Below are 19,686 nucleotides of genomic sequence, written 5' to 3'. Positions count from 1 at the left end.
CGGGGCGCGCGTGTCTGCGCCCGTCGCAAGCCGCCGGCTCGCTGAAAGGAGTGTGCAATGGGTCTGATCATGTGGATCATCATTGGCCTGATCGCCGGTGCGGTGGCCTACCGGGTGCTCGGCGGTCGCGGCGGGTTTCTGGGAAGCCTGGTGGTCGGCCTGATCGGCGCGCTTGTCGGTGGCAAGCTCGCGGAGATCCTCAGGCTCAACATCAGCGGCGGCTTTGTCGATCAACTGGTGTTGTCGACCGTTGGCGCGATCCTGCTGCTGTTTCTCTGGCGCAAGATCAGGGGATGACGTCCGGCCCCGCTCAGTCGCGCGAGGATGACGCGATGAACGACCCGCTTTCGCTCGAAAGCTACCCGGCCAGGGTGCGCGAGAAGCTGCGCTATTGCGACACGGACCGACAGGGTCACGTCAACAACGCGGTGTTTTCCGAAATGCTGGAGGCTGGCCGCGTGGCGCTGTTCTATGACAGCGAGACGCCGGTTGCCGACGAGGGCTGCGCCTTTGCGCTGGTGCGGCTGGAGCTCGACCTGATGGCCGAGCTGTTCTGGCCCGGACATGTCGATGTCGGCACCGGGATCATCGAGATCGGCCGAAGCTCGATGACGCTGGAGCAGCTTGTTTGCAAGGAAGACGGCACGCCGGTCGCCCGGGCGCGGACGGTGATCGTCCAGCTCAACCAGACGATCCGAAAATCCCAGCCGTTTTCGGCCGAGGCGCGGCAACGTCTTGCACGTCACATGATGTCGCGTTCGCCGCAGGGCTGATATGCGGAGTAACTCTTGACCTTTCTCTCCAATAACGACAGGTAAGGGCCATGGTAACGATCCTCGACACAGTGACGCCCGAGAAGGGCGATGCCCCGCGCCCCCGTCACCCGGAGAAGGCGCATCGGCCGGACAATCCGATCCAGCGCAAGCCGGCATGGATCCGCGTTCGTGCGCCGACGTCTCCTGTCTACCGCGAGACGCAAAAGGTTGTGCGCAGCAACAATCTCGTGACCGTATGCGAGGAAGCGGGCTGTCCGAACATCGGCGAGTGCTGGTCGAAGAAGCACGCGAGCTTCATGATCCTGGGCGACACCTGCACGCGCGCCTGCGCCTTCTGCAATGTGCGCACGGGCATGCCCGGCCCGGTGGATCCCAATGAGCCGACCGGTGTCGCGGAAGCCGTTGCGACGATGGAACTGCAGCATGTCGTCATCACCTCCGTCGATCGCGACGATCTTGACGATGGCGGCGCGCAGCATTTCGCCGATGTGATCCAGGCGATCCGCGAGCGCGCGCCCGGCACGACCATCGAGGTGCTGACGCCGGATTTCCTGCGCAAGCCCGGTGCGCTGGAAACGGTGGTCAAGGCGCGGCCCGACGTGTTCAACCACAATCTGGAAACCGTTCCTTCCAAGTATCTGACGGTGCGCCCCGGCGCGCGGTATTTCCATTCGATCCGGCTGTTGCAGCAGGTCAAGGAGCTGGATCCGGCGATGTTCACCAAGTCCGGCATCATGGTCGGGCTCGGCGAGGAGCGAAACGAGGTGCTCCAGTTGATGGACGACCTGCGCTCCGCCGATGTCGACTTCCTGACCATCGGCCAGTATCTGCAGCCGAGTTCCAAGCACCATGCGGTGGCGCGCTTCGTCACGCCGGACGAGTTCAAGGCCTATGAGAAAATCGCCTATGCCAAGGGCTTCCTGAAGGTCTCCGCCAGCCCGCTGACGCGCTCGTCGCACCATGCGGGCGAGGATTTCGCCGATCTGCGCCGGGCTCGCGACGCGAAGCTTGGCGGCCAGGGCACGGCCTGAACGCGGCTTGCCTTTCGTTTCGCGCTGACGATGGCCGTCAACGCCGTGCAACCAAACGAGACGCCGGACGCTCCGCGCAAGCGGGGTCCGGCCGTCCTTCGACCCATCGTGACGTCGTGAGTGCCGATGCCGTCTTTCCAGACCGTTCACAAGGTTGATCATTCCGCCGCGGACATGTTCTCGCTGGTGGCGGATGTGGAGAAATACCCCGAATTCGTTCCCTTGTGCGAACACCTGCATGTGCGCGGTCGCAAGGCGCTGGACGACGGTCGGGAAATCCTGGTCGCCGACATGACGGTTGCCTACAAGCTGTTTCGCGAGACCTTCACCAGCCGCGTCACGCTGGAACCAGATGCCGACCGCATCCTTGTGGAATATCTCGACGGACCTTTCCGCCATCTGGAAAACCACTGGACCTTCCGTCCGCTCGGCGAAGGCACCAGCGAGATCGGGTTCTACATTTCCTACGAATTCAAGAATCGTGCGCTCAGCGCCTTGATGTCGGCAATGTTCGACCGGGCGTTTCGGAAGTTTTCCGACGCCTTCGAGGCGCGGGCCGACATCGTTTATGGCGGCGGCTGAAACGCGTTGCGCCAGATCCTTGCCGACCACAGTTTTTCTGCGTGTGTCGGAACCGCTCTTGCCGTGCTCAGGTCCTAGCGGGAGTGAAAGGACGGAGCGGCGCGGCCGGAGTTGCTGAAGCCCGAAAACGCTTCCTTGATGTTGACGAAACGCTGACGTCGCCTTGTCGCCTCGTCGCTGGCGCGCATCACCGTCACATTGTCTTCGCTAACGCCGATATCCGCGAGCTTGACTTGCCGATCCGGGTTTTCACACACCCGGAACCAGCCACTACCCCTGTTGAATTCCAGGCCGACGTCGCGCCCTTCTTCCGCCTCGTAGTTCATCCAGGCAACGGTGGCTGCGCGCGCGAAATAGGCGCGGCCGCACAGGGTGATTTCATGGAGCGACGCGCTATCGCGGTCGAAAACGCGGTGGCTGGACACGAAGGTCCCGTCGGACTGGCGGGAAATCATGTGAAACTCCCCCGCGATCGCCGTTGCCGGGACAATCGAGAACATCACGGTGGCGATTTGCAACGCACGCATGGTCTTTTCCTTCTGCAACGCCGCACGATGCGCCTGTCTATATTGCGAATTCCTTAGCCGGTCAGGGGAGACTGTGTTGCTGGTGAAGGGCCGGTTTTGCTATTCGTTCAACTTTGAAAGACCCGCCAGCGCAACCGCAACCGTTGCAAGCCGGATTTCTGCCCGGGTCAGATCACCGAAGCGGTGCTCCTCATGCGTCGTTGGCCTTCCCTTTGCCGCGAAGCCGAAATGCACCAGACCGACGGGCTTTTCGGGCGATCCGCCACCTGGACCGGCGACGCCTGTGACCGCCACGGCGACATCCGCGCGCGAGGCGGCAAGCGCGCCCTCCGCCATTGCCATCGCGACCTCGCGGCTGACCGCGCCCTTGTCCGCGATCAGTTCCGCCGGCACGGCAATCGCCTCCGCCTTGGCCTCGTTGGAATAGGTCACGAAGCCGCGCTCGACGACGGCGGAGGAGCCGGGCACCTCGGTGAGCACCGCCGCGATCAGCCCGCCTGTGCAGCTTTCGGCGGTCGCGATCATGCGGCCGGTCCGGGTGAAATCGGAGATGAGAGCCTCGGCTGCGGGCATCAGGGGCGACAGGTCGGTCATGGTCTCGCTCAGGCTGTATCGTCGGGAGAAAATGGCAGGCGCACCGTGGCCGAGGCAAGGGCGGCAATGCCTTCGCCGCGCCCCGTGAAGCCCAGCCGTTCCGATGTGGTCGCCTTGACCGACACGCGCGACAGCGGGACCGCGCAGATTTCCGCGATCCGTGCCCGCATGGCCTCGCGATGCGGGCCGATCTTGGGTTCCTCGCAGACGATTGTCGTATCGAGATGGGCGATGGCGCCGTCGCGCGCCCGCACACGCTCGGCCGCGAAGGCGAGAAAGCGGTCGGAGGATGCCTTGTGCCAGGCCGGATCGGAGGGCGGGAAATGGTGGCCGATGTCGCCGTCGCACAGTGTCGCGAGAAGCGCGTCGGTCAGCGCGTGCAGCACGACATCCGCGTCCGAGTGGCCCTTCAGCGCCTTGCCATGGGCAATCTCGATGCCGCCGAGCATCACATGGTCGCCCGGCTCGAAGGCATGGACGTCATAGGCGCTTGCCGTGCGTATGTCGCCGCGCGCGGCCCAGTCTTCGAGGGTCAGCTTCCGGTCCGCCTGCATCAGGTCCTCCGCCGTCGTGATCTTCACATTGGCCGGGTCGCCGGCGACGAAACCCACCGTCTCGCCGGCCCATTGGGCGACCGCCGCATCGTCGGTCAACTCGCTCGCCCCCTCGCGCGCGGCGCGTTCATGCGCGTCGAGAATGGTGGCGAAGCGAAAGCCCTGCGGGGTCTGCGCGGCGCGGAGCGGCGTTCGGTCGACGGTTTCCGCAATGTGCATATCGCCGGCGCCATCGCCCTGCGCGCGTTTTAGCGTGTCGACCACGGGCAGGGCGGCGATCACGCCCGCTTCGCCGGCGGCAAGTGCTTCGACCGTGGCTTCGATGACGGCCCTGGTTACGAACGGTCGCGCGGCGTCATGGATCAGCACACGGCGCGGCGCGTGCGGGCCAAGCGCGCGCAGCCCGGCAAGAACGGACTGCTGCCGGGTGTCGCCGCCGACGACCGGAGGATGCAGGGAGCATCGCAGCGAGAGACCCGCGACGCAGGCCTCATAGAGCGGCATGTCGTCGCGGTGAATGACCACCTGGATGGCGTCGATCGACGGAGCGGACGATAGGGCGAGCAGCGTGCGCCGGAGTACGGGCATGCCGCCGACCAGGCGGTATTGCTTGGGCGCGTCGCCGGATCCGGCCCGCGATCCGCGCCCTGCGGCGACCACCAGGGCCGCCGTTTCGAGGGTGGGCCGGCTCGCTGCGGAGGGCGCATCAATTGCGGGCATTCAGGCATTTTCCCAGGTTGGAGATCCTGTCTGCGTTTTGAAACTTTCCACCGGTTATCTCAAGGCTTATGTGCGGGGGCTGAAATTGTCGCTTGCGAGAGCAGGGCGGATGTCTATTCTATAGGCAAAATGGAAAGTGCACATCATATGAGCATAAACGACGTGGCATCCGAGGCAGGGGAGATCAGGATCGGCGGCATCGCCGTTGCGAACCGCGCTTTCCTCGCGCCCATGTCCGGGGTGACCGACATGCCGTTCCGCAGGCTTGCCCATCGCTTCGGCGCCGGTCTCGTCGTCTCGGAGATGGTCGCCTGCGAGCAGCTCGCCAGCGGCGATCCGGAAACCCGGATGCGCAGCGAAGGCGTGCCGGGCGCGCATCATGTGGTGCAGCTTGCGGGACGGGAAGCCCATTGGATGGAAACGGGCGCGCGGCTTGCCGAGGACGCTGGCGCCGATATCATCGACATCAACATGGGCTGTCCGGCCAAGAAGGTGACGTCGGGCTATTCCGGCTCGGCGCTGATGCGCGATCTCGACCATGCGCTGCGCCTGATCGAGGCGACGGTGGCGGCGGTGAAGGTTCCCGTGACGTTGAAGATGCGCCTTGGCTGGGACCATGACAGTCTCAATGCGCCGGAGCTTGCCGCGCGCGCCGAAGCGGCGGGGGTGAGCATGATCACGGTGCACGGGCGCACCCGCTGCCAGTTCTACAAGGGCACCGCCGACTGGGATGCGATCCGTGCCGTGCGCGAGCGCATTTCCGTGCCGCTGGTTGCCAATGGCGACTGCGGCACGGCCGAGGATGCCCGCGAGATGATGCGCCGCTCCGGCGCGGATGCGGTGATGATCGGCCGCGCCTCCTACGGTCGTCCCTGGCTTGCGGGGCAGATCGGTGCGGAGCTTTCCGGCGGGCCTGCGGTCGAGACGCCGGAGGGAGCCGCGCTTGCCGCTCTCGTGTGCGAGCACATCGAGGCGATGCTCGAGCACTACGGCCGCGACAAGGGTCTGAAACTGGCGCGCAAGCATGTCGCCTGGTACCTCGACGGCGTGACGCCGGCGATGCCGGCTTCGCTTCGCAAGGCGGTGCTGACGTCGCATGACGCGGCTTTCGTGCTGTCGACCCTGCGCGACGGGATCCTTCAGGGCGGGCAGGAGGCCGCGGCATGAGCGATGCGTCGATGCACTCCGAGCAGGTCGCCCAGACCTCCTCGTCCCCCATTCTCGATGCGCTGCCGCATCCGCTGCTGCTGATCGATCCGCAGGGGCGGGTGGTCGAGGCGAACATGGCGGCGGAGAGCTTCTTCCGCGCCAGCGCGCCGGTGCTGCGCCGCCATCCGATGTCGCATTTCGTGCCCTTCGGCAGTCCCTTGCTGCTGCTGATCTCGCAGGTGCGCGACCGTGGCGCGCCGGTCAACGAATACAAGGTCGACATCGGCTCGCCGCGGATCGGCTCGGAAAAGATCGTCGACATCATCGCGGCGCCCGTGGCGGATTCGCCCGGCTCCGTCGTCCTGATGCTGCAGGAACGCGGGATGGCGGAAAAGATCGACCGCCAGCTGACCTCGCGCGGTGCGGCACGCACGGTGTCCGGTCTTGCCACCATGCTGGCGCATGAGATCAAGAACCCGCTGTCGGGCATTCGCGGTGCCGCGCAACTGCTGGAAGGCGCAGCCTCCGACGAGGACAGGGCGTTGACCCGGCTGATCATGGACGAGGCCGACCGCATCGTGAAGCTGGTCGACCGGATGGAAGTGTTTTCCGACGAGCGCCCGATCGAGCGCGAGCCGGTGAACATCCACGTCGTGCTCGACCATGTGCAGCGGCTGGCCTCCTCCGGCTTTGCCCGCAACGTACCGATCAATGTCGACTACGATCCCTCGCTGCCGCTGGTCTATGCCAACCGCGACCAGCTGGTGCAGGTTTTCCTCAACCTCCTGAAGAACGCTTCCGAGGCGGTCTCCGGCGGGCAAGGCGGCGAGATCACGCTGACGACGGCTTATCGCCCGGGCATTCGCCTGTCGGTGCCTGGATCGCGCGAACGGGTCAGCCTGCCGCTCGAATTCTGCGTGCGCGACAGTGGACCGGGCGTGCCGGAGGACCTGTTGCCGCATCTGTTCGACCCCTTCGTGACCACCAAGGCGAACGGTTCCGGTCTTGGTCTTGCGCTCGTTGCCAAGATCATCGGCGACCATGGCGGCGTGATCGAATGCGACAGCCAGCCGGGGCGGACCGTGTTCCGCATCCTGATGCCGGCCTATGCGACACAAGACGAGACCTGACACCCAAGAGATCCGACACCGGGGAACCTCAACACATGCCGACCGGTACCATTCTAGTCGCCGACGACGATGCCGCGATCCGCACGGTGCTCAATCAGGCGCTGTCGCGGGCGGGATACACCGTTCGCCTGACCTCAAATGCAACGACGCTGTGGCGCTGGATCAGTTCCGGCGACGGCGATCTTGTGGTCACAGACGTGATGATGCCGGACGAAAACGCCTTCGACGTGCTGCCGCGCATCAAGAAGATGCGTCCGGACCTGCCGGTGATCGTGATGAGCGCGCAGAACACGTTCATGACCGCGATCCGCGCGTCGGAGAAGGGCGCCTACGAATATCTGCCCAAACCCTTCGACCTGAAGGAACTGACCAATATCGTCAGCCGCGCGCTGTCGGAACCCAAGCGCGCCCAGGTCGATGCGCCGGAGGACGGCGGCGAGAGCATTCCGCTGATCGGCCGTTCGCCGGCGATGCAGGAGATCTACCGCGTGCTGGCGCGGCTGATGCAGACCGACCTGTCGGTGATGATCAATGGCGAGTCGGGAACCGGCAAGGAACTGGTGGCGCGCGCGCTGCACGACTACGGCAAGCGCCGCAACGGCCCCTTCGTCGCGATCAACATGGCGGCCATTCCGCGCGACCTGATCGAGGCGGAGCTCTTCGGGCACGAGAAGGGCGCCTTCACCGGCGCGCAGCAGCGCTCGGCCGGCCGCTTCGAGCAGGCCGACGGCGGCACGCTGTTTCTCGACGAGATCGGCGACATGCCGATGGAGGCGCAGACCCGTCTGCTGCGCGTGCTCCAGCAGGGCGAGTATACCACCGTCGGCGGACGGGTGCCGATCCGCACCGATGTGCGCATTGTCGCCGCGACCAACAAGGACCTGCGCCAGCTGATCAATCAGGGGCTGTTTCGCGAAGACCTCTATTACCGGCTCAATGTCGTGCCGATCCGGCTTCCGCCGCTGCGCGAACGTATCGAGGACATTCCCGATCTTGTGCGCCATTTCTTCGCGCTCGCGGAGCGCGAGGGGCTGCCGGCAAAGCAGATCGAAAACGCGGCGATCGACCGGATGCGCCACTACCGCTGGCCCGGAAACGTGCGCGAGCTGGAAAATCTCGTGCGCCGGCTGTCGGCACTCTATCCGCAGGATGTGATTTCGGCCTCGCTGATCGATCAGGAGCTCAGCCAGCCGGCCTCCATGCCCGAGGAGGAGGAAAACGGCACCGTCGATCTGTCAGGATCGGTCGAGCGTTATCTCAACACCTATTTCCAGGCCTTCGGCGACGCCTTGCCGCCCCCGGGTCTCTATCACCGCATCCTGCGGGAGGTGGAATACCCGCTGATCGGCGCTGCCCTTGCCGCCACGCGCGGCAACCAGATCAAGGCGGCGGAACTCCTCGGGGTCAACCGCAACACGCTGCGCAAGAAGATCCGCGACCTCGACGTGCAGGTGATCCGCGCGAACAGATAGGCGGTCGAAACCTGCCGCGCGACATTCACAAAGCATTCTGCCTGTCGTAATTTGGCAACAATGTGTGGTAAGGGTGCCGCATCTTTGCGCCGGTCCCGCATGGACCGATTCCAGACGATGGTTGCCCGACCTTGACCGCCGAACAAACGAGCGCCACAGCCTATCAGGCAGATCATGGCCGCACGGGGCTACGCGTGCGTCGGCTCGGTTTCGTGCTTGTGGTCGTGTCGCTGATCTCGATCACCTTCACCTTCTTCCTGTTGATGGGGGTGACCCCCATTCCCCCCGATGGGCCCGTCGCTCAGGTGGCGATGGTGATCAACGGCGTTCTGGTCGCAGCCCTCCTGTTGCTGATCGGGCTGGAACTGCTCTCGCTCTGGCAGGCGCGGCGGCGGGGCCGCGCGGCAGCCCGGCTGCACGGCCGGATCGTCACGCTGTTTAGCTTCGTCGCCGCGGTGCCGGCGATCCTTGTTGCCATTCTCGCGACGATCACGCTGGATCGCGGTCTCGACCGCTGGTTCGAGGATCGTACCCGGCTGATCATCGACAATGCGCTGACGGTGGCGCAGGCTTATCTTCAGGAACATGCCCGGGTCCTGCGCGGCGACCTGATCGCCATGGCCAATGACATCGACCGGGCCAAGGCGGTTTACGAGTTCGAGCCGACGCGCTTCGATTCCTTCTTCCAGACCCAGACGTCGCTGCGGGCGCTGCTCGGCGCGTTCCTGATGAAATCCGACGGAACGGTGATCACGCGGATTATCGTCAATCCGGAGATGGACGTGCTTCTGCCGCCGAACCAGGCTTTCGAGCAGGCGAGCGGCGGAGAGCCGGTGATCATCGCGCCGGGCGTCTCCAATCTGGTCGGCGGCGTGATGAAGCTTTCCGCCTATGACGACATGTATCTCTATGTCACCCGCGCGATGGACAAGCGCGTGGTCGACTACATGCGGCTGGCTGAGGAGGGGGCGAACCAGTACACGCGCATGGAGCAAAGCCGCTTCGGCGTCCAGGTCGCCTTTGCGCTGGTCTATACCGGGGTCACGCTTGTTCTGCTCCTGTCGTCGATCTGGATCGGCTTCGGTTTCGCCAACATGCTGGTGGCGCCGATCCGGCGGCTGATCGGCGCGGCGGACCAGGTCTCCAAGGGCAATCTCTACGTCCAGGTGGAAACCGACAAGTCGGCTGGCGATCTCGCCAATCTGGGCGCGACCTTCAACAACATGACCGCGCAGTTGCGCGGGCAGCGCGACGCGCTGCTGGCCGCAAACGACCAGATCGACCGCCGCCGCCGGTTCACGGAGGCCGTGCTGTCGGGCGTGACCGCCGGCGTCATCGGTGTCGACGACAGCGGGCGCATCACCCTGGTGAACCGCTCGGCGCTGTCGCTCGTCGGTGTCAGCGAAAGCGCACTGCTTGACGAGCCACTCGCGCAGGCGGTGCCGGAGCTGGCCGGGATCATCGAGGATGTGCTGGCACGCGCGGACGACCGCATGAGCGAGACGCAGGTGTCCCTGCATCGCCACGGCAGGGAGCGCACCGTCAACGTGCGGGTGACCAGCGAGCAGTCCACCCGAAGCGAACACGGGTTCGTTGTCACGCTGGACGACATCACCGATCTGGTGACGGCGCAGCGCACCTCGGCCTGGGCGGATGTGGCGCGTCGCATCGCCCATGAGATCAAGAACCCGCTCACGCCGATCCAGCTGTCGGCGGAACGCATTCGCCGCCGCTACGGCAAGGTGATCGTCGAGGACCGCGGGATCTTCGACCAGTGCGTCGACACGATCATCCGCCAGGTCGGCGACATCGGCCGCATGGTCGACGAGTTCTCCTCCTTCGCGCGCATGCCCAAGCCGACGATGGAGGTCTCCGACCTGCGCACCACCGTGCGCGAGGCGGCCTTCCTGCAAGGGGTGGCCAATCCCGATATTTCGATCCGCACGGATCTGCCGGAGAGCGCGGTGAGAATGCGCTTCGACCAGCGACTGGTCGGCCAGGCGCTGACGAATGTGATTAAGAACGCAACGGAATCCGTTCTCGCGCTTCCCGCGGAGCAGGTCGCGGACGGGCGGATCGACATTCATCTTGCGCAAGGTGACGGCAAGGTGGTGATCGATGTCACCGACAACGGCATCGGCCTTCCGGTCGAAAACCGGCAGCGGCTGCTCGAGCCCTATATGACGACGCGTGAAAAGGGCACCGGCCTCGGCCTGGCGATCGTCAAGAAGATCCTGGAAGAACACGGTGGCGGCATCGAGCTGCTCGATGCGCCCCGAGACACAGCGGAGTCGTCCGGCGGGCGCGGCGCCACGGTGCGGCTGACGCTCGCGGTTGAACCCGTCCCGACCCTCCCGGTCGACGCGGATCAGCTCCCTCCCACCTCGGAAACGGTTGCGACAGATGGCGTATGATATTCTGGTAGTCGACGATGAAGCCGATATTCGCGATCTGATCGCCGGTATTCTCGATGACGAGGGCTACAATACCCGCACCGCCTCCGACAGCGACACCGCGCTTGCCGCGATCCAGGAGCGGCGGCCGTCGCTGGTGGTGCTCGATATCTGGCTGCAAGGAAGCAAGCTCGACGGGCTCGACCTGCTCGACGTCATCAAGGAACAGGACCCGGACCTTCCCGTTGTCATCATCTCCGGCCATGGCAACATCGAAACGGCCGTGTCCGCGATCAAGCGCGGCGCCTATGATTATGTCGAGAAGCCGTTCAAGGCCGACCGGCTGGTGCTGATCGCGGAACGGGCACTCGAGGCCTCGTCGCTGCGCCGGGAAATCCGCCAGCTCAAGCAGCGCAGTTCCGATGCGCTCGACCTGCTTGGCAAGAGCAGCGCGATGAGCCAGCTGCGCTCGACCATCGACCGCGTTGCCCCGACCAACAGCCGCGTCCTGATCACCGGACCGTCGGGGTCGGGCAAGGAGCTTACGGCGCGCACCATCCACGCCGCCTCCCAGCGCGAGAAAAGCCCGTTCGTGGTGATCAATGCCGCGACGATCACCCCTGAGCGGATGGAAGAGGAACTCTTCGGCATCGAGGGCGAGGACGGCCGGATCCGCAAGATCGGCGCCATGGAAGAGGCGCATGGCGGCACGCTCTACATCGACGAGGTGGCGGACATGCCCCATGGCACGCAGGGTAAGATCCTGCGCGTGCTCGTCGACCAGACCTTCACCCGCGTCGGGGGAGCCGGCAAGGTGAGCGTCGACATCCGCATCCTGTCGTCGAGCGCGCGCAATCTGGAGCAGGAGATCGCCGAGGGCCGGCTGCGCGAGGATCTCTTCCACCGGCTCGGCGTCGTGCCGCTGCATGTTCCGGCCCTTGCCGACCGCCGCGAGGACATCCCCGAACTCGTGCAGTTCTTCATGGAACAAATCTCGCTGAGTTCCGGCCTTCCGATCCGCCGCATCGGCGAGGATGCGATGGCCGTGTTGCAGGCGCATGACTGGCCGGGCAACGTGCGCCAGCTACGCAACAACGTCGAGCGGCTGATGATCCTGACGCGCGCCGATCCGGACGCGGTGATCACCGCGGACCTTCTGCCGGGCGAGATAGGCGCGGATGCCCCCAACCTGCCGACCAATGGCGGCGGCGAGCATTTGATGGCGCTGCCCTTGCGCGACGCGCGGGAGTTGTTCGAACGCGACTATCTGCAGGCGCAGATAAAGCGCTTCGGCGGCAATGTGTCACGCACGGCGGAATTCGTGGGGATGGAACGCTCCGCTTTGCATCGCAAGCTCAAGTCGCTAGGACTGTCGTAGGCACGACCCGACCACACGGTCCCGTCCGTCCCGGTATGCGATGAAGGAACCCGATCCATGAGAGTGGTGATTTGCGGCGCCGGCCAGGTCGGCTACGGCATCGCCGAGAAGCTCGCGGCCGAACAGAACGACGTTTCCGTCATCGATTCGTCGCCGCGTCTGATCAATGCGATCCGCGACACGCTCGACGTGCGCGGCTTCGTCGGCCATGGCGCGCATCCCGACGTGCTGGCGCAGGCGGGTGCCGAACAGGCCGACATGCTGATTGCCGTCACCCTCTATGACGAGGTCAACATGGTGGCCTGCCAGGTGGCGCATTCGCTGTTCCGCGTGCCGACCAAGGTCGCCCGCGTGCGCGCGCAAAGCTATCTGAAGCCGCAGTGGAGCGACCTGTTCTCACGCGACAACATGCCGATCGACGTGATCATCTCGCCGGAAATCGAGGTCGGAGAGATGGTTCTGCGTCGTCTGGCGCTCCCGGGTGCGGTCGAGACGGTGCGTTTCGCCGACGACCAGGTCGTTGTCGTCGGCGTCGTCTGCCGGGAGGACTGTCCGGTGGTGAACACGCCGCTGCGCCAGCTCACCGAGCTGTTTCCCGATCTCGGCTCCGTCGTCACCGGCGTTTTCCGGGGTAATCACCTGTTCGTTCCCAAAAGCTCCGATACGCTTCTGGTCGACGATCTCGTCTATGTGATCGCCCGTCGCGACCGCGTTCGCCGGACTCTGGCGATCTTCGGGCACGAGGAGCCGGAGGCGACGCGCGTGGTGATCGCCGGCGGCGGCAATATCGGCAATTACGTCGCGCACACGCTGGAACAGCGCCAGTCGACGGCCAAGGTCAAGATCATCGAGCATTCCAGGGAGCGGGCGCTCAGCATCGCCGATACCCTGAAACGCACGGTCATCCTGCACGGCAGCGCGCTCGACCAGAACCTGCTGCTGGAAGCCGACATTCAGGATGCCGACACGCTGATCGCGCTGACCAATGAGGACGAGGTCAACATTCTCTCCTGCGTCATGGCGAAGAAGCTCGGCTGCAAGCGCAACCTGTCGCTGCTCAACAATCCGAGTTATCCGACCTTCGCCCACGCGCTGGGGATCGATGCCTTCGTCAATCCGCGCCAGGTGACGATTTCGAAGATCCTGCAGCATGTGCGCCGCGGCCGGATTCGCGGCGTGCATGCGCTGCAAAACGGCGCGGCGGAGGTGATCGAGGCCGAGGCGCTGGAAACCTCGCCGCTCGTCGGCAAGCCGCTGCGCGACACGGATCTCCCCGACGGTATCCGCGTCGGCGCCATCTTCCGCGATGGCACGGTGATCACGCCGGACGGCAGCACGATCATCCGCGCGCACGACCGGGTGGTGCTTTTCGCGATCGCCGAAAGGGTGCGCCAGGTGGAGCAGATGTTCCGGGTCAGTCTGGAATTTTTCTGATACGGATCGATATAGAAGGATGGCCGCGCGCTTGCAGCACTGCGGGCCGGCCGTGAGGACCCGGATAAAAGGACCGGATGAACGATGTCACGAATTGCCTATGTCAACGGACGCTATGTTCGCCATGCCGAAGCAGCGGTGCATATTGAGGACCGCGGGTATCAGTTCGCGGACGGCGTCTATGAGGTCTGCGAGGTCTGGCACGGCAAGATCGTCGACGAACGACGTCATTGCGACCGGCTCGAGCGGTCCTTGCGGGAGCTGTCTATCCGCATGCCGATGACGCGCGCCGCTCTCTCGCAGGTCATGCGCGAGGTGCTGCGCCGCAACCGGGTGCGCAGCGGCTTCGTCTATTTGCAGGTGACGCGGGGCGTGGCCCGCCGCGACCACTATTTCCCGTCGCCCGACACGCCGCCGGCCCTTGTCGTCACGGCCCGCAATGTGGCGCCGGAAACGGGCGACAAGGCCGCGGAAGCCGGCGTTGGCGTGATCACCGTGCCGGAAAACCGCTGGGACCGTGTCGATATCAAGACCGTCGGCCTGTTGCCGAACGTCCTCGCCAAGCAAAAGGCAAAGGAAGCCGGCGCCAAGGAGGCGTGGTTCGTCGATGCCAACGGCTATGTCACCGAAGGCGGATCGACCAACGCATGGATCGTGACCAAGGACAACACGCTCGTGACGCGACCGGCGGAACACGGCATCCTGAAGGGCATCACCCGGCAGGTTGTTCTTGATATGATTGCGCGAAACGGTTTGTCCTTTGACGAAAGGCCCTTTACCGTGGACGAGGCAAAGCAGGCGAAGGAAGCCTTCATCACCGCGGCTTCGACGCTCGTGATGCCTGTGGTACGCATTGACGACGCCGCCATCGGCAACGGCCATCCCGGCGAACTGTCCCGCGAGCTTCGTCAGCAGTTCCACGAGGTGAGCGAACTCGAGCCGGTCTGATACGAATGGAGTGCCGGAGATGACCACCGGCGCTTTTCAAAAGGCCTCCGGCGCTGCGTCCGGGGTGGGGCCGACCGGGATCGACTGGTTTGTTTTTGGGCTGCAGTGCACTCAAAAACGGGCAGAAAATCGGTTTCGGATAGGATAGACTTTCGGCCAAGCGCAGGAATCCTTATTGATGGTTCCAGGGTTCGATCGCAGGCGAGACAGAAAAAGGCGTCGGGGCAGGCGACCGTCTCGCGGGATCTCCTTCGAAGCGCAATAGAACGACCAGGCGAATGCAGGAAATAATAAAACATGGCTGACCGCGCACAGAATCTTCAAGACACTTTTCTTAACCATGTCCGGAAACAGAAAACTCCGCTGACGATTTTTCTGATCAATGGCGTCAAGTTGCAGGGTGTTGTGACTTGGTTTGACAATTTTTGCGTCTTGTTGCGCCGGGACGGACATTCCCAGCTTGTCTACAAGCACGCGATCTCGACAGTGATGCCCAACGCACCGGTGCAACTTTTCGACCCGGGCGATGAGGCGGACGAAAAGGCGGCGAGCTGATTGAAAACCCAGGTACGGCCAAAGACTGACAACCGGGCGGAATCCCCTTCGGACCATGCCTTCGACGGTCCGCGCGGAGCGTCCGGCGCCCGTGCGGCGGTGATCGTCCCGGTGCTGACCCACCGCGGCGACGCCGGCAGCGAGACGAAACGCCGCTCGCCGGAGGCGCGGCTCGAGGAAGCCATCGGTCTGGCCGCGGCGATCGAACTCGAGATCGTGTCATCAGGCATCGTGAACATCGCGACGCCCAAGCCGGGCATGCTTTTCGGCAGCGGCAAGGTCGAGGAACTGGCGGCGATCGTGCAGGCCGAAGAGGTCGAACTGCTGATCGTCGACCATCCGCTGACCCCCATCCAGCAGAGAAACCTGGAAAAGGCGCTCAAGTGCAAGGTGCTCGACCGCACCGGCCTGATCCTGGAGATCTTCGGCGCGCGGGCGAGCACGGCCGAAGGCACGCTGCAGGTCGAACTCGCGCACCTGAAGTGGCAGAAGAGCCGCCTGGTGCGCTCCTGGACGCACCTTGAGCGCCAGCGTGGCGGCCTCGGCTTCATCGGCGGACCGGGCGAGACCCAGATCGAGGCGGACCGGCGACTGATTCAGGAGCGCATTACCCGTCTGGAGCGCGAACTTGCCCAGGTGAGCCGGACCCGCGACCTGCATCGCCGCAAGCGCAAGAAGGTGCCGCAGCCCGTAGTCGCGCTCGTCGGCTATACCAACGCCGGCAAGTCGACGCTGTTCAACCGGCTGACCCGCTCAGACGTCTTCGCCAAGGACCTCTTGTTTGCGACCCTCGACCCGACGCTGCGCCGGGTTGCGCTGCCGCACGGCCGGGAAATCATCCTGTCCGATACGGTGGGCTTCATTTCCGACCTGCCGACGCATCTGATCGCGGCCTTCCGCGCGACGCTCGAAGAGGTCACCGAGGCCGATCTGGTGCTGCATGTGCGCGACATCGCGCATGAGGATACGCAGGCTCAGGCCGCGGATGTCACCACGACGCTGGAACTGCTCGGGCTGGGCGATGACCGGGATGTCACCATCGTCGAGGTCTGGAACAAGATCGACCTGCTGCCGCCCGAGCGGCGCGATGGCCTGCTTGCCGCGAATGGCGCCGCCAAGGACGCGGTCGCGGTTTCCGCGGTCACGGGCGCGGGCATGGACGACCTGCTGGCGCGGATCGAACTGGAGCTTTCCGCCGGCAGCGTGGTCTTCGATGTGTCTCTTCCCGCCGACGACGGCGAGGCGATCGCCTGGCTGCATCGCAACACCGACGTGTTATCGCGCGAGGATGAGGAGATGCGGTGCCACTTCCGCATTCGTGTTGCGGAACGGCGCAAGGGCGAGGTGATGCAGCGGTTTCGGGGGCGGCTCGATCCGGTCGCCGAACCGGCCGTGAGCTGATCGGCGGCAGGCGCGGAAGCGTCAGCTGGGGTCAGTCAGCCTTGGGATGCTTGGCAGCCTGCCAGGCAGCTTCCATCTCCTCGAGGGTCAGATCGTCCAGCGTGCGCCGCTGACGTTCGGCTTCGCGCTCGATGGCGGCGAACCGGCTGCGGAACTTGCGGTTGGTGCGCTTCAGCGCCTCCTCGGGATCGATTTCGAGATGACGCGCGAGATTGGCGACGGCGAAGATCAGGTCGCCCAGCTCATCCTCGATCCGGTCCGTCCGACTGTCGCTTTCCGCTGATGCGATCTCTTCGGCGAGCTCGTCGATTTCCTCACGGATCTTGTCCAGCACCGGGCCGGCCGCACCCCAGTCGAAGCCGACGCGCGCGGCGCGCTTCTGCAGTTTCTCCGCTTCCGTCAGGGCCGGAAACACGGGCGGGACGCTGTCGAGATAGCCGGATTTCCGCGCGGCAAGCCCAAGCCGCTCCCGCGCCAGCGCGCGCGCGGCCTTTTCCTGATCCTTGATCCGCTCCCAGGCGCCCTTTGCCATTCCGGCGGTGCGGGCGGTCTCGTCGCCGAAGACATGCGGATGGCGGCGGATCATCTTGGCCGTGATCTCCTCCACCACGTCGCCGAAGTCGAACTGGCCGTCCTCGCTTGCCATTTGCGTGTGATAGACGACCTGGAGCAGGAGGTCGCCCAGCTCCTCGCGCAGATCGACCGGGTCGCCCCGGTGGATCGCGTCCACAACCTCATAGGCCTCCTCGATCGTGTAGGGCGCGATCGTCGCGAAGGTCTGCTCTAGGTCCCAGGGACAGCCGGTTTCCGGCGTGCGCAGGGCGGCCATGATCTCGATCAGGCGCGTGATGTCGCGGGCAGGGGTCACAGGGTTACCTTCGGCTCGTTGCGGGCGTGCTCCCGACGTAGCATTCGCGCACCCGCGTGCAAAGCGGTTGCCGGGCCTAAGAAAATCTTCACGCGGCGATCTGGCGCCCCGGGCGCGCTCATGCGAAACAGGAAAAATGAGCGAAGGACCACAGGACGGGCTCGACGTCGGGCGCGGATACATCATTCCGGCCCGGGAGCTTTCAGAGAGTTTCATCCGGGCATCGGGGCCGGGCGGACAGAACGTCAACAAGGTCGCGAGCGCGGTGCAGTTGCGCTTCCATCTCGGCGACAACACCAACCTGCCGGAGGACGTGAAGCGCCGGCTCGCGCGACTCGCCGGCAGCCGGTTGACGCTTTCCGGCGATATTCTCATCCAGTCCGACCGGTTTCGAAGCCAGGAGCGCAATCGCGAGGACGCGATGGAGCGGCTGGCGGAGCTGGTGCGCAAGGCGTTCGAACGGCCCAAACCGCGCAAGGCGACACGGCCCACGAAGGGGTCGAAGGAACGCCGGCTGAAGGCAAAGAAGCAACGCGGCGCCATGAAGAAGCTGAGATCCGGCCCCATCGACTGAGGCGACCGCCACGGGGAGGCCATCACCGGGGAGGGGGACGGCATGTACATCGGGATCGACATCGGCACCTCCGCCGTCAAGACCGTGCTCACGGACGAGCGTGGCGCCGTCGTTGCCCATGAGAGCGAAGCGCTGAGTCTGTCGCGCCCGCGGCCGGGGTGGTCGGAACAGGACCCGCGCGCATGGTGGGACGTCGTTTGCCGCACACTCGACCGGCTGTCGGCCGCCGCACCTGCGGAGATGACCGGGGTCACCGGGATCGGCCTGTCCGGCCAGATGCATGGGGCAACCCTTCTTGATGCGCGGGACAGGGTCCTGCGGCCCGCGATCCTTTGGAACGACGCCCGCTCGGGGCGCGAATGTGCGGCGCTCGATGCGCGCGCCGATTATCGCGGCATTGCCGGAAATCTCGTCATGCCGGGCTTCACCGCACCCAAGCTGGAATGGGTGCGCCGGAACGAGCCGGAGATTTTTTCGCAAACCGCCCGGGTGCTGCTGCCCAAGGACTATGTCCGTCTCCTGCTGACCGGCGATGCCGTTTCCGACATGTCGGATGCGTCGGGTACGCTGTGGCTCGATGTCGGCAAGCGTGCCTGGTCGGACGAGCTGCTTGCCGCCGGCGGGTTGACGCTGTCCCGAATGCCGGCGCTGGTCGAGGGCAGCGATCCGTCGGGGACGGTGCTTGGGGATCTCTGCAAGCGGTGGGGCTTCGCCGCTCCGCCGGTTGTGGCCGGCGGCGCCGGAGACAATGCCGCCAGCGCTTGCGCCCTCGGCGTCATGCGTGAGGGCGAGGCCTTCCTTTCGCTTGGCACCTCGGGCGTGCTGTTTGCGGCGACCGACGGCTTCCGGCCCTTTGTCGACGGTGCCGTTCACGCCTTTTGCCATGCATGCCCGCAGACCTGGCACCAGATGGGTGTCATGCTGGCGGCAACCGACAGTCTCGAATGGCTGGGCACGATCACCGGCGCCACTGCGGCAACGCTTGTCGCCGAGGCCGGGGCGCTGCGGGACACAAGACCGGGTCCGTCTCCGGTTCTGTTCCTGCCGTATCTGTCCGGCGAACGCACCCCGCACAATGATCCCGCCGCGCGCGGCGCCTTTGTCGGACTTGACCGCGGTGTCGGCCGGGGCGATCTGGCGCTTGCGGTGCTCGAAGGGGTCGCCTTTGCCCTGTGCGATTGCCGCGACGCGCTCGCCGATGCGGGAACGCGGGTGGACCGCCTGACGGCGGTTGGCGGTGGCGCGCGCTCCGATCTGTGGCTTTCGATCCTTGCGGATGTTCTGGCGTGCGAGATCGCCCGACCGGTGCACGGGGATTTCGGTGCAGCCGTCGGAGCGGCACGGCTTGGCCGGGCAGCGACCGCCGGCGGCTATGCACCGCATCTCTTTCCCGCGCCCGACATCGGCACGCGAGTTTTGCCGCAGAGCCGCCGCGCGGAGGCTTACACGCATGCGCGGGAGCGATTTCGCGCTGCCTATCCGGCCCTTGCCGCCCTGCCGGAGTGAGCCGCGGTGTGCCGGTTCAGTCAAACAAAGAGCAGGCAAACAAAAACCGCCGGGCGGCGCACAGCCCGGCGGTTCGAGATTTTCGTTCGGCCCT

General features: G+C 65.2%; 19 protein-coding genes. 15 read left to right on the top strand and 4 right to left on the bottom strand.

The window, feature by feature from the left end:
- The first annotated feature begins 57 nt into the window (after positions 1-57).
- The 4 genes from LC092_RS05090 to LC092_RS05075 all read left to right on the top strand — a co-directional run bounded on the left by LC092_RS05090 (position 58) and on the right by LC092_RS05075 (position 2,389).
- Positions 58-297 carry a GlsB/YeaQ/YmgE family stress response membrane protein gene (locus LC092_RS05090; protein ID WP_224805361.1) on the top strand — a complete coding sequence of 80 codons (240 nt, stop codon included), beginning with the start codon at positions 58-60 and terminating at the stop codon, positions 295-297.
- Positions 298-332: 35 nt separating this feature from the next.
- Positions 333-773, top strand: a complete 441-nt coding sequence (locus tag LC092_RS05085) for an acyl-CoA thioesterase (RefSeq protein WP_224805360.1) — start codon at positions 333-335, stop codon at positions 771-773.
- Between the two features lie 50 nt (positions 774-823).
- Positions 824-1,807 carry a lipoyl synthase gene (lipA, locus tag LC092_RS05080; RefSeq protein ID WP_224805359.1) on the top strand — a complete coding sequence of 328 codons (984 nt, stop codon included), beginning with the start codon at positions 824-826 and terminating at the stop codon, positions 1,805-1,807.
- A gap of 126 nt (positions 1,808-1,933) precedes the next feature.
- Positions 1,934-2,389 carry a type II toxin-antitoxin system RatA family toxin gene (locus LC092_RS05075; protein WP_224805358.1) on the top strand — a complete coding sequence of 152 codons (456 nt, stop codon included), beginning with the start codon at positions 1,934-1,936 and terminating at the stop codon, positions 2,387-2,389.
- Positions 2,390-2,463: 74 nt separating this feature from the next.
- Here the strand turns inward: LC092_RS05075 and LC092_RS05070 are convergent, their stop codons facing one another.
- The 3 genes from LC092_RS05070 to LC092_RS05060 all read right to left on the bottom strand — a co-directional run bounded on the left by LC092_RS05070 (position 2,464) and on the right by LC092_RS05060 (position 4,784).
- Positions 2,464-2,916, bottom strand: coding sequence for a hypothetical protein (locus LC092_RS05070; RefSeq protein WP_224805357.1), 453 nt, complete (start codon positions 2,914-2,916; stop codon positions 2,464-2,466).
- Between the two features lie 99 nt (positions 2,917-3,015).
- A complete protein-coding gene (locus tag LC092_RS05065) occupies positions 3,016-3,510 on the bottom strand; it encodes a CinA family protein (RefSeq protein WP_224805356.1) in 495 nt (164 codons plus the stop codon).
- 8 nt (positions 3,511-3,518) lie between these two features.
- Positions 3,519-4,784: a bifunctional 2-C-methyl-D-erythritol 4-phosphate cytidylyltransferase/2-C-methyl-D-erythritol 2,4-cyclodiphosphate synthase gene (locus LC092_RS05060; RefSeq protein ID WP_224805355.1), complete on the bottom strand. Its 1,266-nt coding sequence runs from the start codon at positions 4,782-4,784 to the stop codon at positions 3,519-3,521.
- A 147-nt stretch (positions 4,785-4,931) separates the two neighbouring features.
- Between LC092_RS05060 and dusB the strand changes: the two genes are divergently transcribed.
- The 9 genes from dusB (at position 4,932) to hflX (ending at position 16,644) form a co-directional block, all read left to right on the top strand.
- Positions 4,932-5,951 carry a tRNA dihydrouridine synthase DusB gene (gene dusB / locus LC092_RS05055; protein WP_224805354.1) on the top strand — a complete coding sequence of 340 codons (1,020 nt, stop codon included), beginning with the start codon at positions 4,932-4,934 and terminating at the stop codon, positions 5,949-5,951.
- Positions 5,948-7,063: a two-component system sensor histidine kinase NtrB gene (locus LC092_RS05050; protein WP_224805353.1), complete on the top strand. Its 1,116-nt coding sequence runs from the start codon at positions 5,948-5,950 to the stop codon at positions 7,061-7,063. Before dusB ends, LC092_RS05050 begins: the two co-directional genes overlap by 4 nt.
- A gap of 35 nt (positions 7,064-7,098) precedes the next feature.
- A complete protein-coding gene (gene ntrC, locus LC092_RS05045; protein WP_224805352.1) occupies positions 7,099-8,535 on the top strand; it encodes a nitrogen regulation protein NR(I) in 1,437 nt (478 codons plus the stop codon).
- 131 nt (positions 8,536-8,666) lie between these two features.
- Positions 8,667-10,949: a sensor histidine kinase NtrY-like gene (locus LC092_RS05040; protein ID WP_263627015.1), complete on the top strand. Its 2,283-nt coding sequence runs from the start codon at positions 8,667-8,669 to the stop codon at positions 10,947-10,949.
- On the top strand, positions 10,939-12,306 hold the full coding sequence (locus LC092_RS05035) for a sigma-54-dependent transcriptional regulator (RefSeq protein WP_224805351.1): 1,368 nt from the start codon (positions 10,939-10,941) through the stop codon (positions 12,304-12,306). Before LC092_RS05040 ends, LC092_RS05035 begins: the two co-directional genes overlap by 11 nt.
- Positions 12,307-12,363: 57 nt before the next feature.
- Positions 12,364-13,740: a Trk system potassium transporter TrkA gene (trkA, locus tag LC092_RS05030; RefSeq protein ID WP_224805350.1), complete on the top strand. Its 1,377-nt coding sequence runs from the start codon at positions 12,364-12,366 to the stop codon at positions 13,738-13,740.
- A gap of 84 nt (positions 13,741-13,824) precedes the next feature.
- Positions 13,825-14,688, top strand: coding sequence for a D-amino-acid transaminase (locus tag LC092_RS05025; protein ID WP_224805349.1), 864 nt, complete (start codon positions 13,825-13,827; stop codon positions 14,686-14,688).
- Positions 14,689-14,985: 297 nt separating this feature from the next.
- Positions 14,986-15,243: an RNA chaperone Hfq gene (gene hfq / locus LC092_RS05020; protein ID WP_224805348.1), complete on the top strand. Its 258-nt coding sequence runs from the start codon at positions 14,986-14,988 to the stop codon at positions 15,241-15,243.
- A complete protein-coding gene (hflX, locus tag LC092_RS05015; RefSeq protein ID WP_412103523.1) occupies positions 15,244-16,644 on the top strand; it encodes a GTPase HflX in 1,401 nt (466 codons plus the stop codon).
- A gap of 31 nt (positions 16,645-16,675) precedes the next feature.
- On the opposite strand, the gene mazG is transcribed toward hflX, so the two are convergent.
- Entirely contained in the window at positions 16,676-17,512 is an 837-nt protein-coding gene (mazG, locus tag LC092_RS05010; protein WP_224805347.1) for a nucleoside triphosphate pyrophosphohydrolase, read from the bottom strand.
- A gap of 136 nt (positions 17,513-17,648) precedes the next feature.
- Here mazG and arfB point away from each other — a divergent pair, with 136 nt between their 5' ends.
- Together arfB and xylB are read left to right on the top strand one after the other, a co-directional pair.
- A complete protein-coding gene (arfB, locus tag LC092_RS05005) occupies positions 17,649-18,086 on the top strand; it encodes an alternative ribosome rescue aminoacyl-tRNA hydrolase ArfB (protein ID WP_224805346.1) in 438 nt (145 codons plus the stop codon).
- A gap of 42 nt (positions 18,087-18,128) precedes the next feature.
- Positions 18,129-19,592: a xylulokinase gene (xylB, locus tag LC092_RS05000; RefSeq protein ID WP_224805345.1), complete on the top strand. Its 1,464-nt coding sequence runs from the start codon at positions 18,129-18,131 to the stop codon at positions 19,590-19,592.
- Positions 19,593-19,686: the final 94 nt, after the last annotated feature.

The sequence above is a fragment of the Stappia stellulata genome, assembly GCF_020176715.1.
Classification (GTDB): domain Bacteria; phylum Pseudomonadota; class Alphaproteobacteria; order Rhizobiales; family Stappiaceae; genus Stappia.
This window is presented reverse-complemented; position numbering and strand designations above follow the sequence as displayed.

Bases quoted from the DNA above. Each gene is read 5' to 3' on its own strand.
- LC092_RS05090 (WP_224805361.1), top strand. From the start codon at position 58: ATGGGTCTGATCATGTGGATCATCATTGGCCTGATCGCCGGTGCGGTG.
- LC092_RS05085 (WP_224805360.1), top strand. From the start codon at position 333: ATGAACGACCCGCTTTCGCTCGAAAGCTACCCGGCCAGGGTGCGCGAG.
- lipA (WP_224805359.1), top strand. From the start codon at position 824: ATGGTAACGATCCTCGACACAGTGACGCCCGAGAAGGGCGATGCCCCG.
- LC092_RS05075 (WP_224805358.1), top strand. From the start codon at position 1,934: ATGCCGTCTTTCCAGACCGTTCACAAGGTTGATCATTCCGCCGCGGAC.
- LC092_RS05070 (WP_224805357.1), bottom strand. From the start codon at position 2,916: ATGCGTGCGTTGCAAATCGCCACCGTGATGTTCTCGATTGTCCCGGCA.
- LC092_RS05065 (WP_224805356.1), bottom strand. From the start codon at position 3,510: ATGACCGACCTGTCGCCCCTGATGCCCGCAGCCGAGGCTCTCATCTCC.
- LC092_RS05060 (WP_224805355.1), bottom strand. From the start codon at position 4,784: ATGCCCGCAATTGATGCGCCCTCCGCAGCGAGCCGGCCCACCCTCGAA.
- dusB (WP_224805354.1), top strand. From the start codon at position 4,932: ATGAGCATAAACGACGTGGCATCCGAGGCAGGGGAGATCAGGATCGGC.
- LC092_RS05050 (WP_224805353.1), top strand. From the start codon at position 5,948: ATGAGCGATGCGTCGATGCACTCCGAGCAGGTCGCCCAGACCTCCTCG.
- ntrC (WP_224805352.1), top strand. From the start codon at position 7,099: ATGCCGACCGGTACCATTCTAGTCGCCGACGACGATGCCGCGATCCGC.
- LC092_RS05035 (WP_224805351.1), top strand. From the start codon at position 10,939: ATGGCGTATGATATTCTGGTAGTCGACGATGAAGCCGATATTCGCGAT.
- trkA (WP_224805350.1), top strand. From the start codon at position 12,364: ATGAGAGTGGTGATTTGCGGCGCCGGCCAGGTCGGCTACGGCATCGCC.
- LC092_RS05025 (WP_224805349.1), top strand. From the start codon at position 13,825: ATGTCACGAATTGCCTATGTCAACGGACGCTATGTTCGCCATGCCGAA.
- hfq (WP_224805348.1), top strand. From the start codon at position 14,986: ATGGCTGACCGCGCACAGAATCTTCAAGACACTTTTCTTAACCATGTC.
- arfB (WP_224805346.1), top strand. From the start codon at position 17,649: ATGAGCGAAGGACCACAGGACGGGCTCGACGTCGGGCGCGGATACATC.
- xylB (WP_224805345.1), top strand. From the start codon at position 18,129: ATGTACATCGGGATCGACATCGGCACCTCCGCCGTCAAGACCGTGCTC.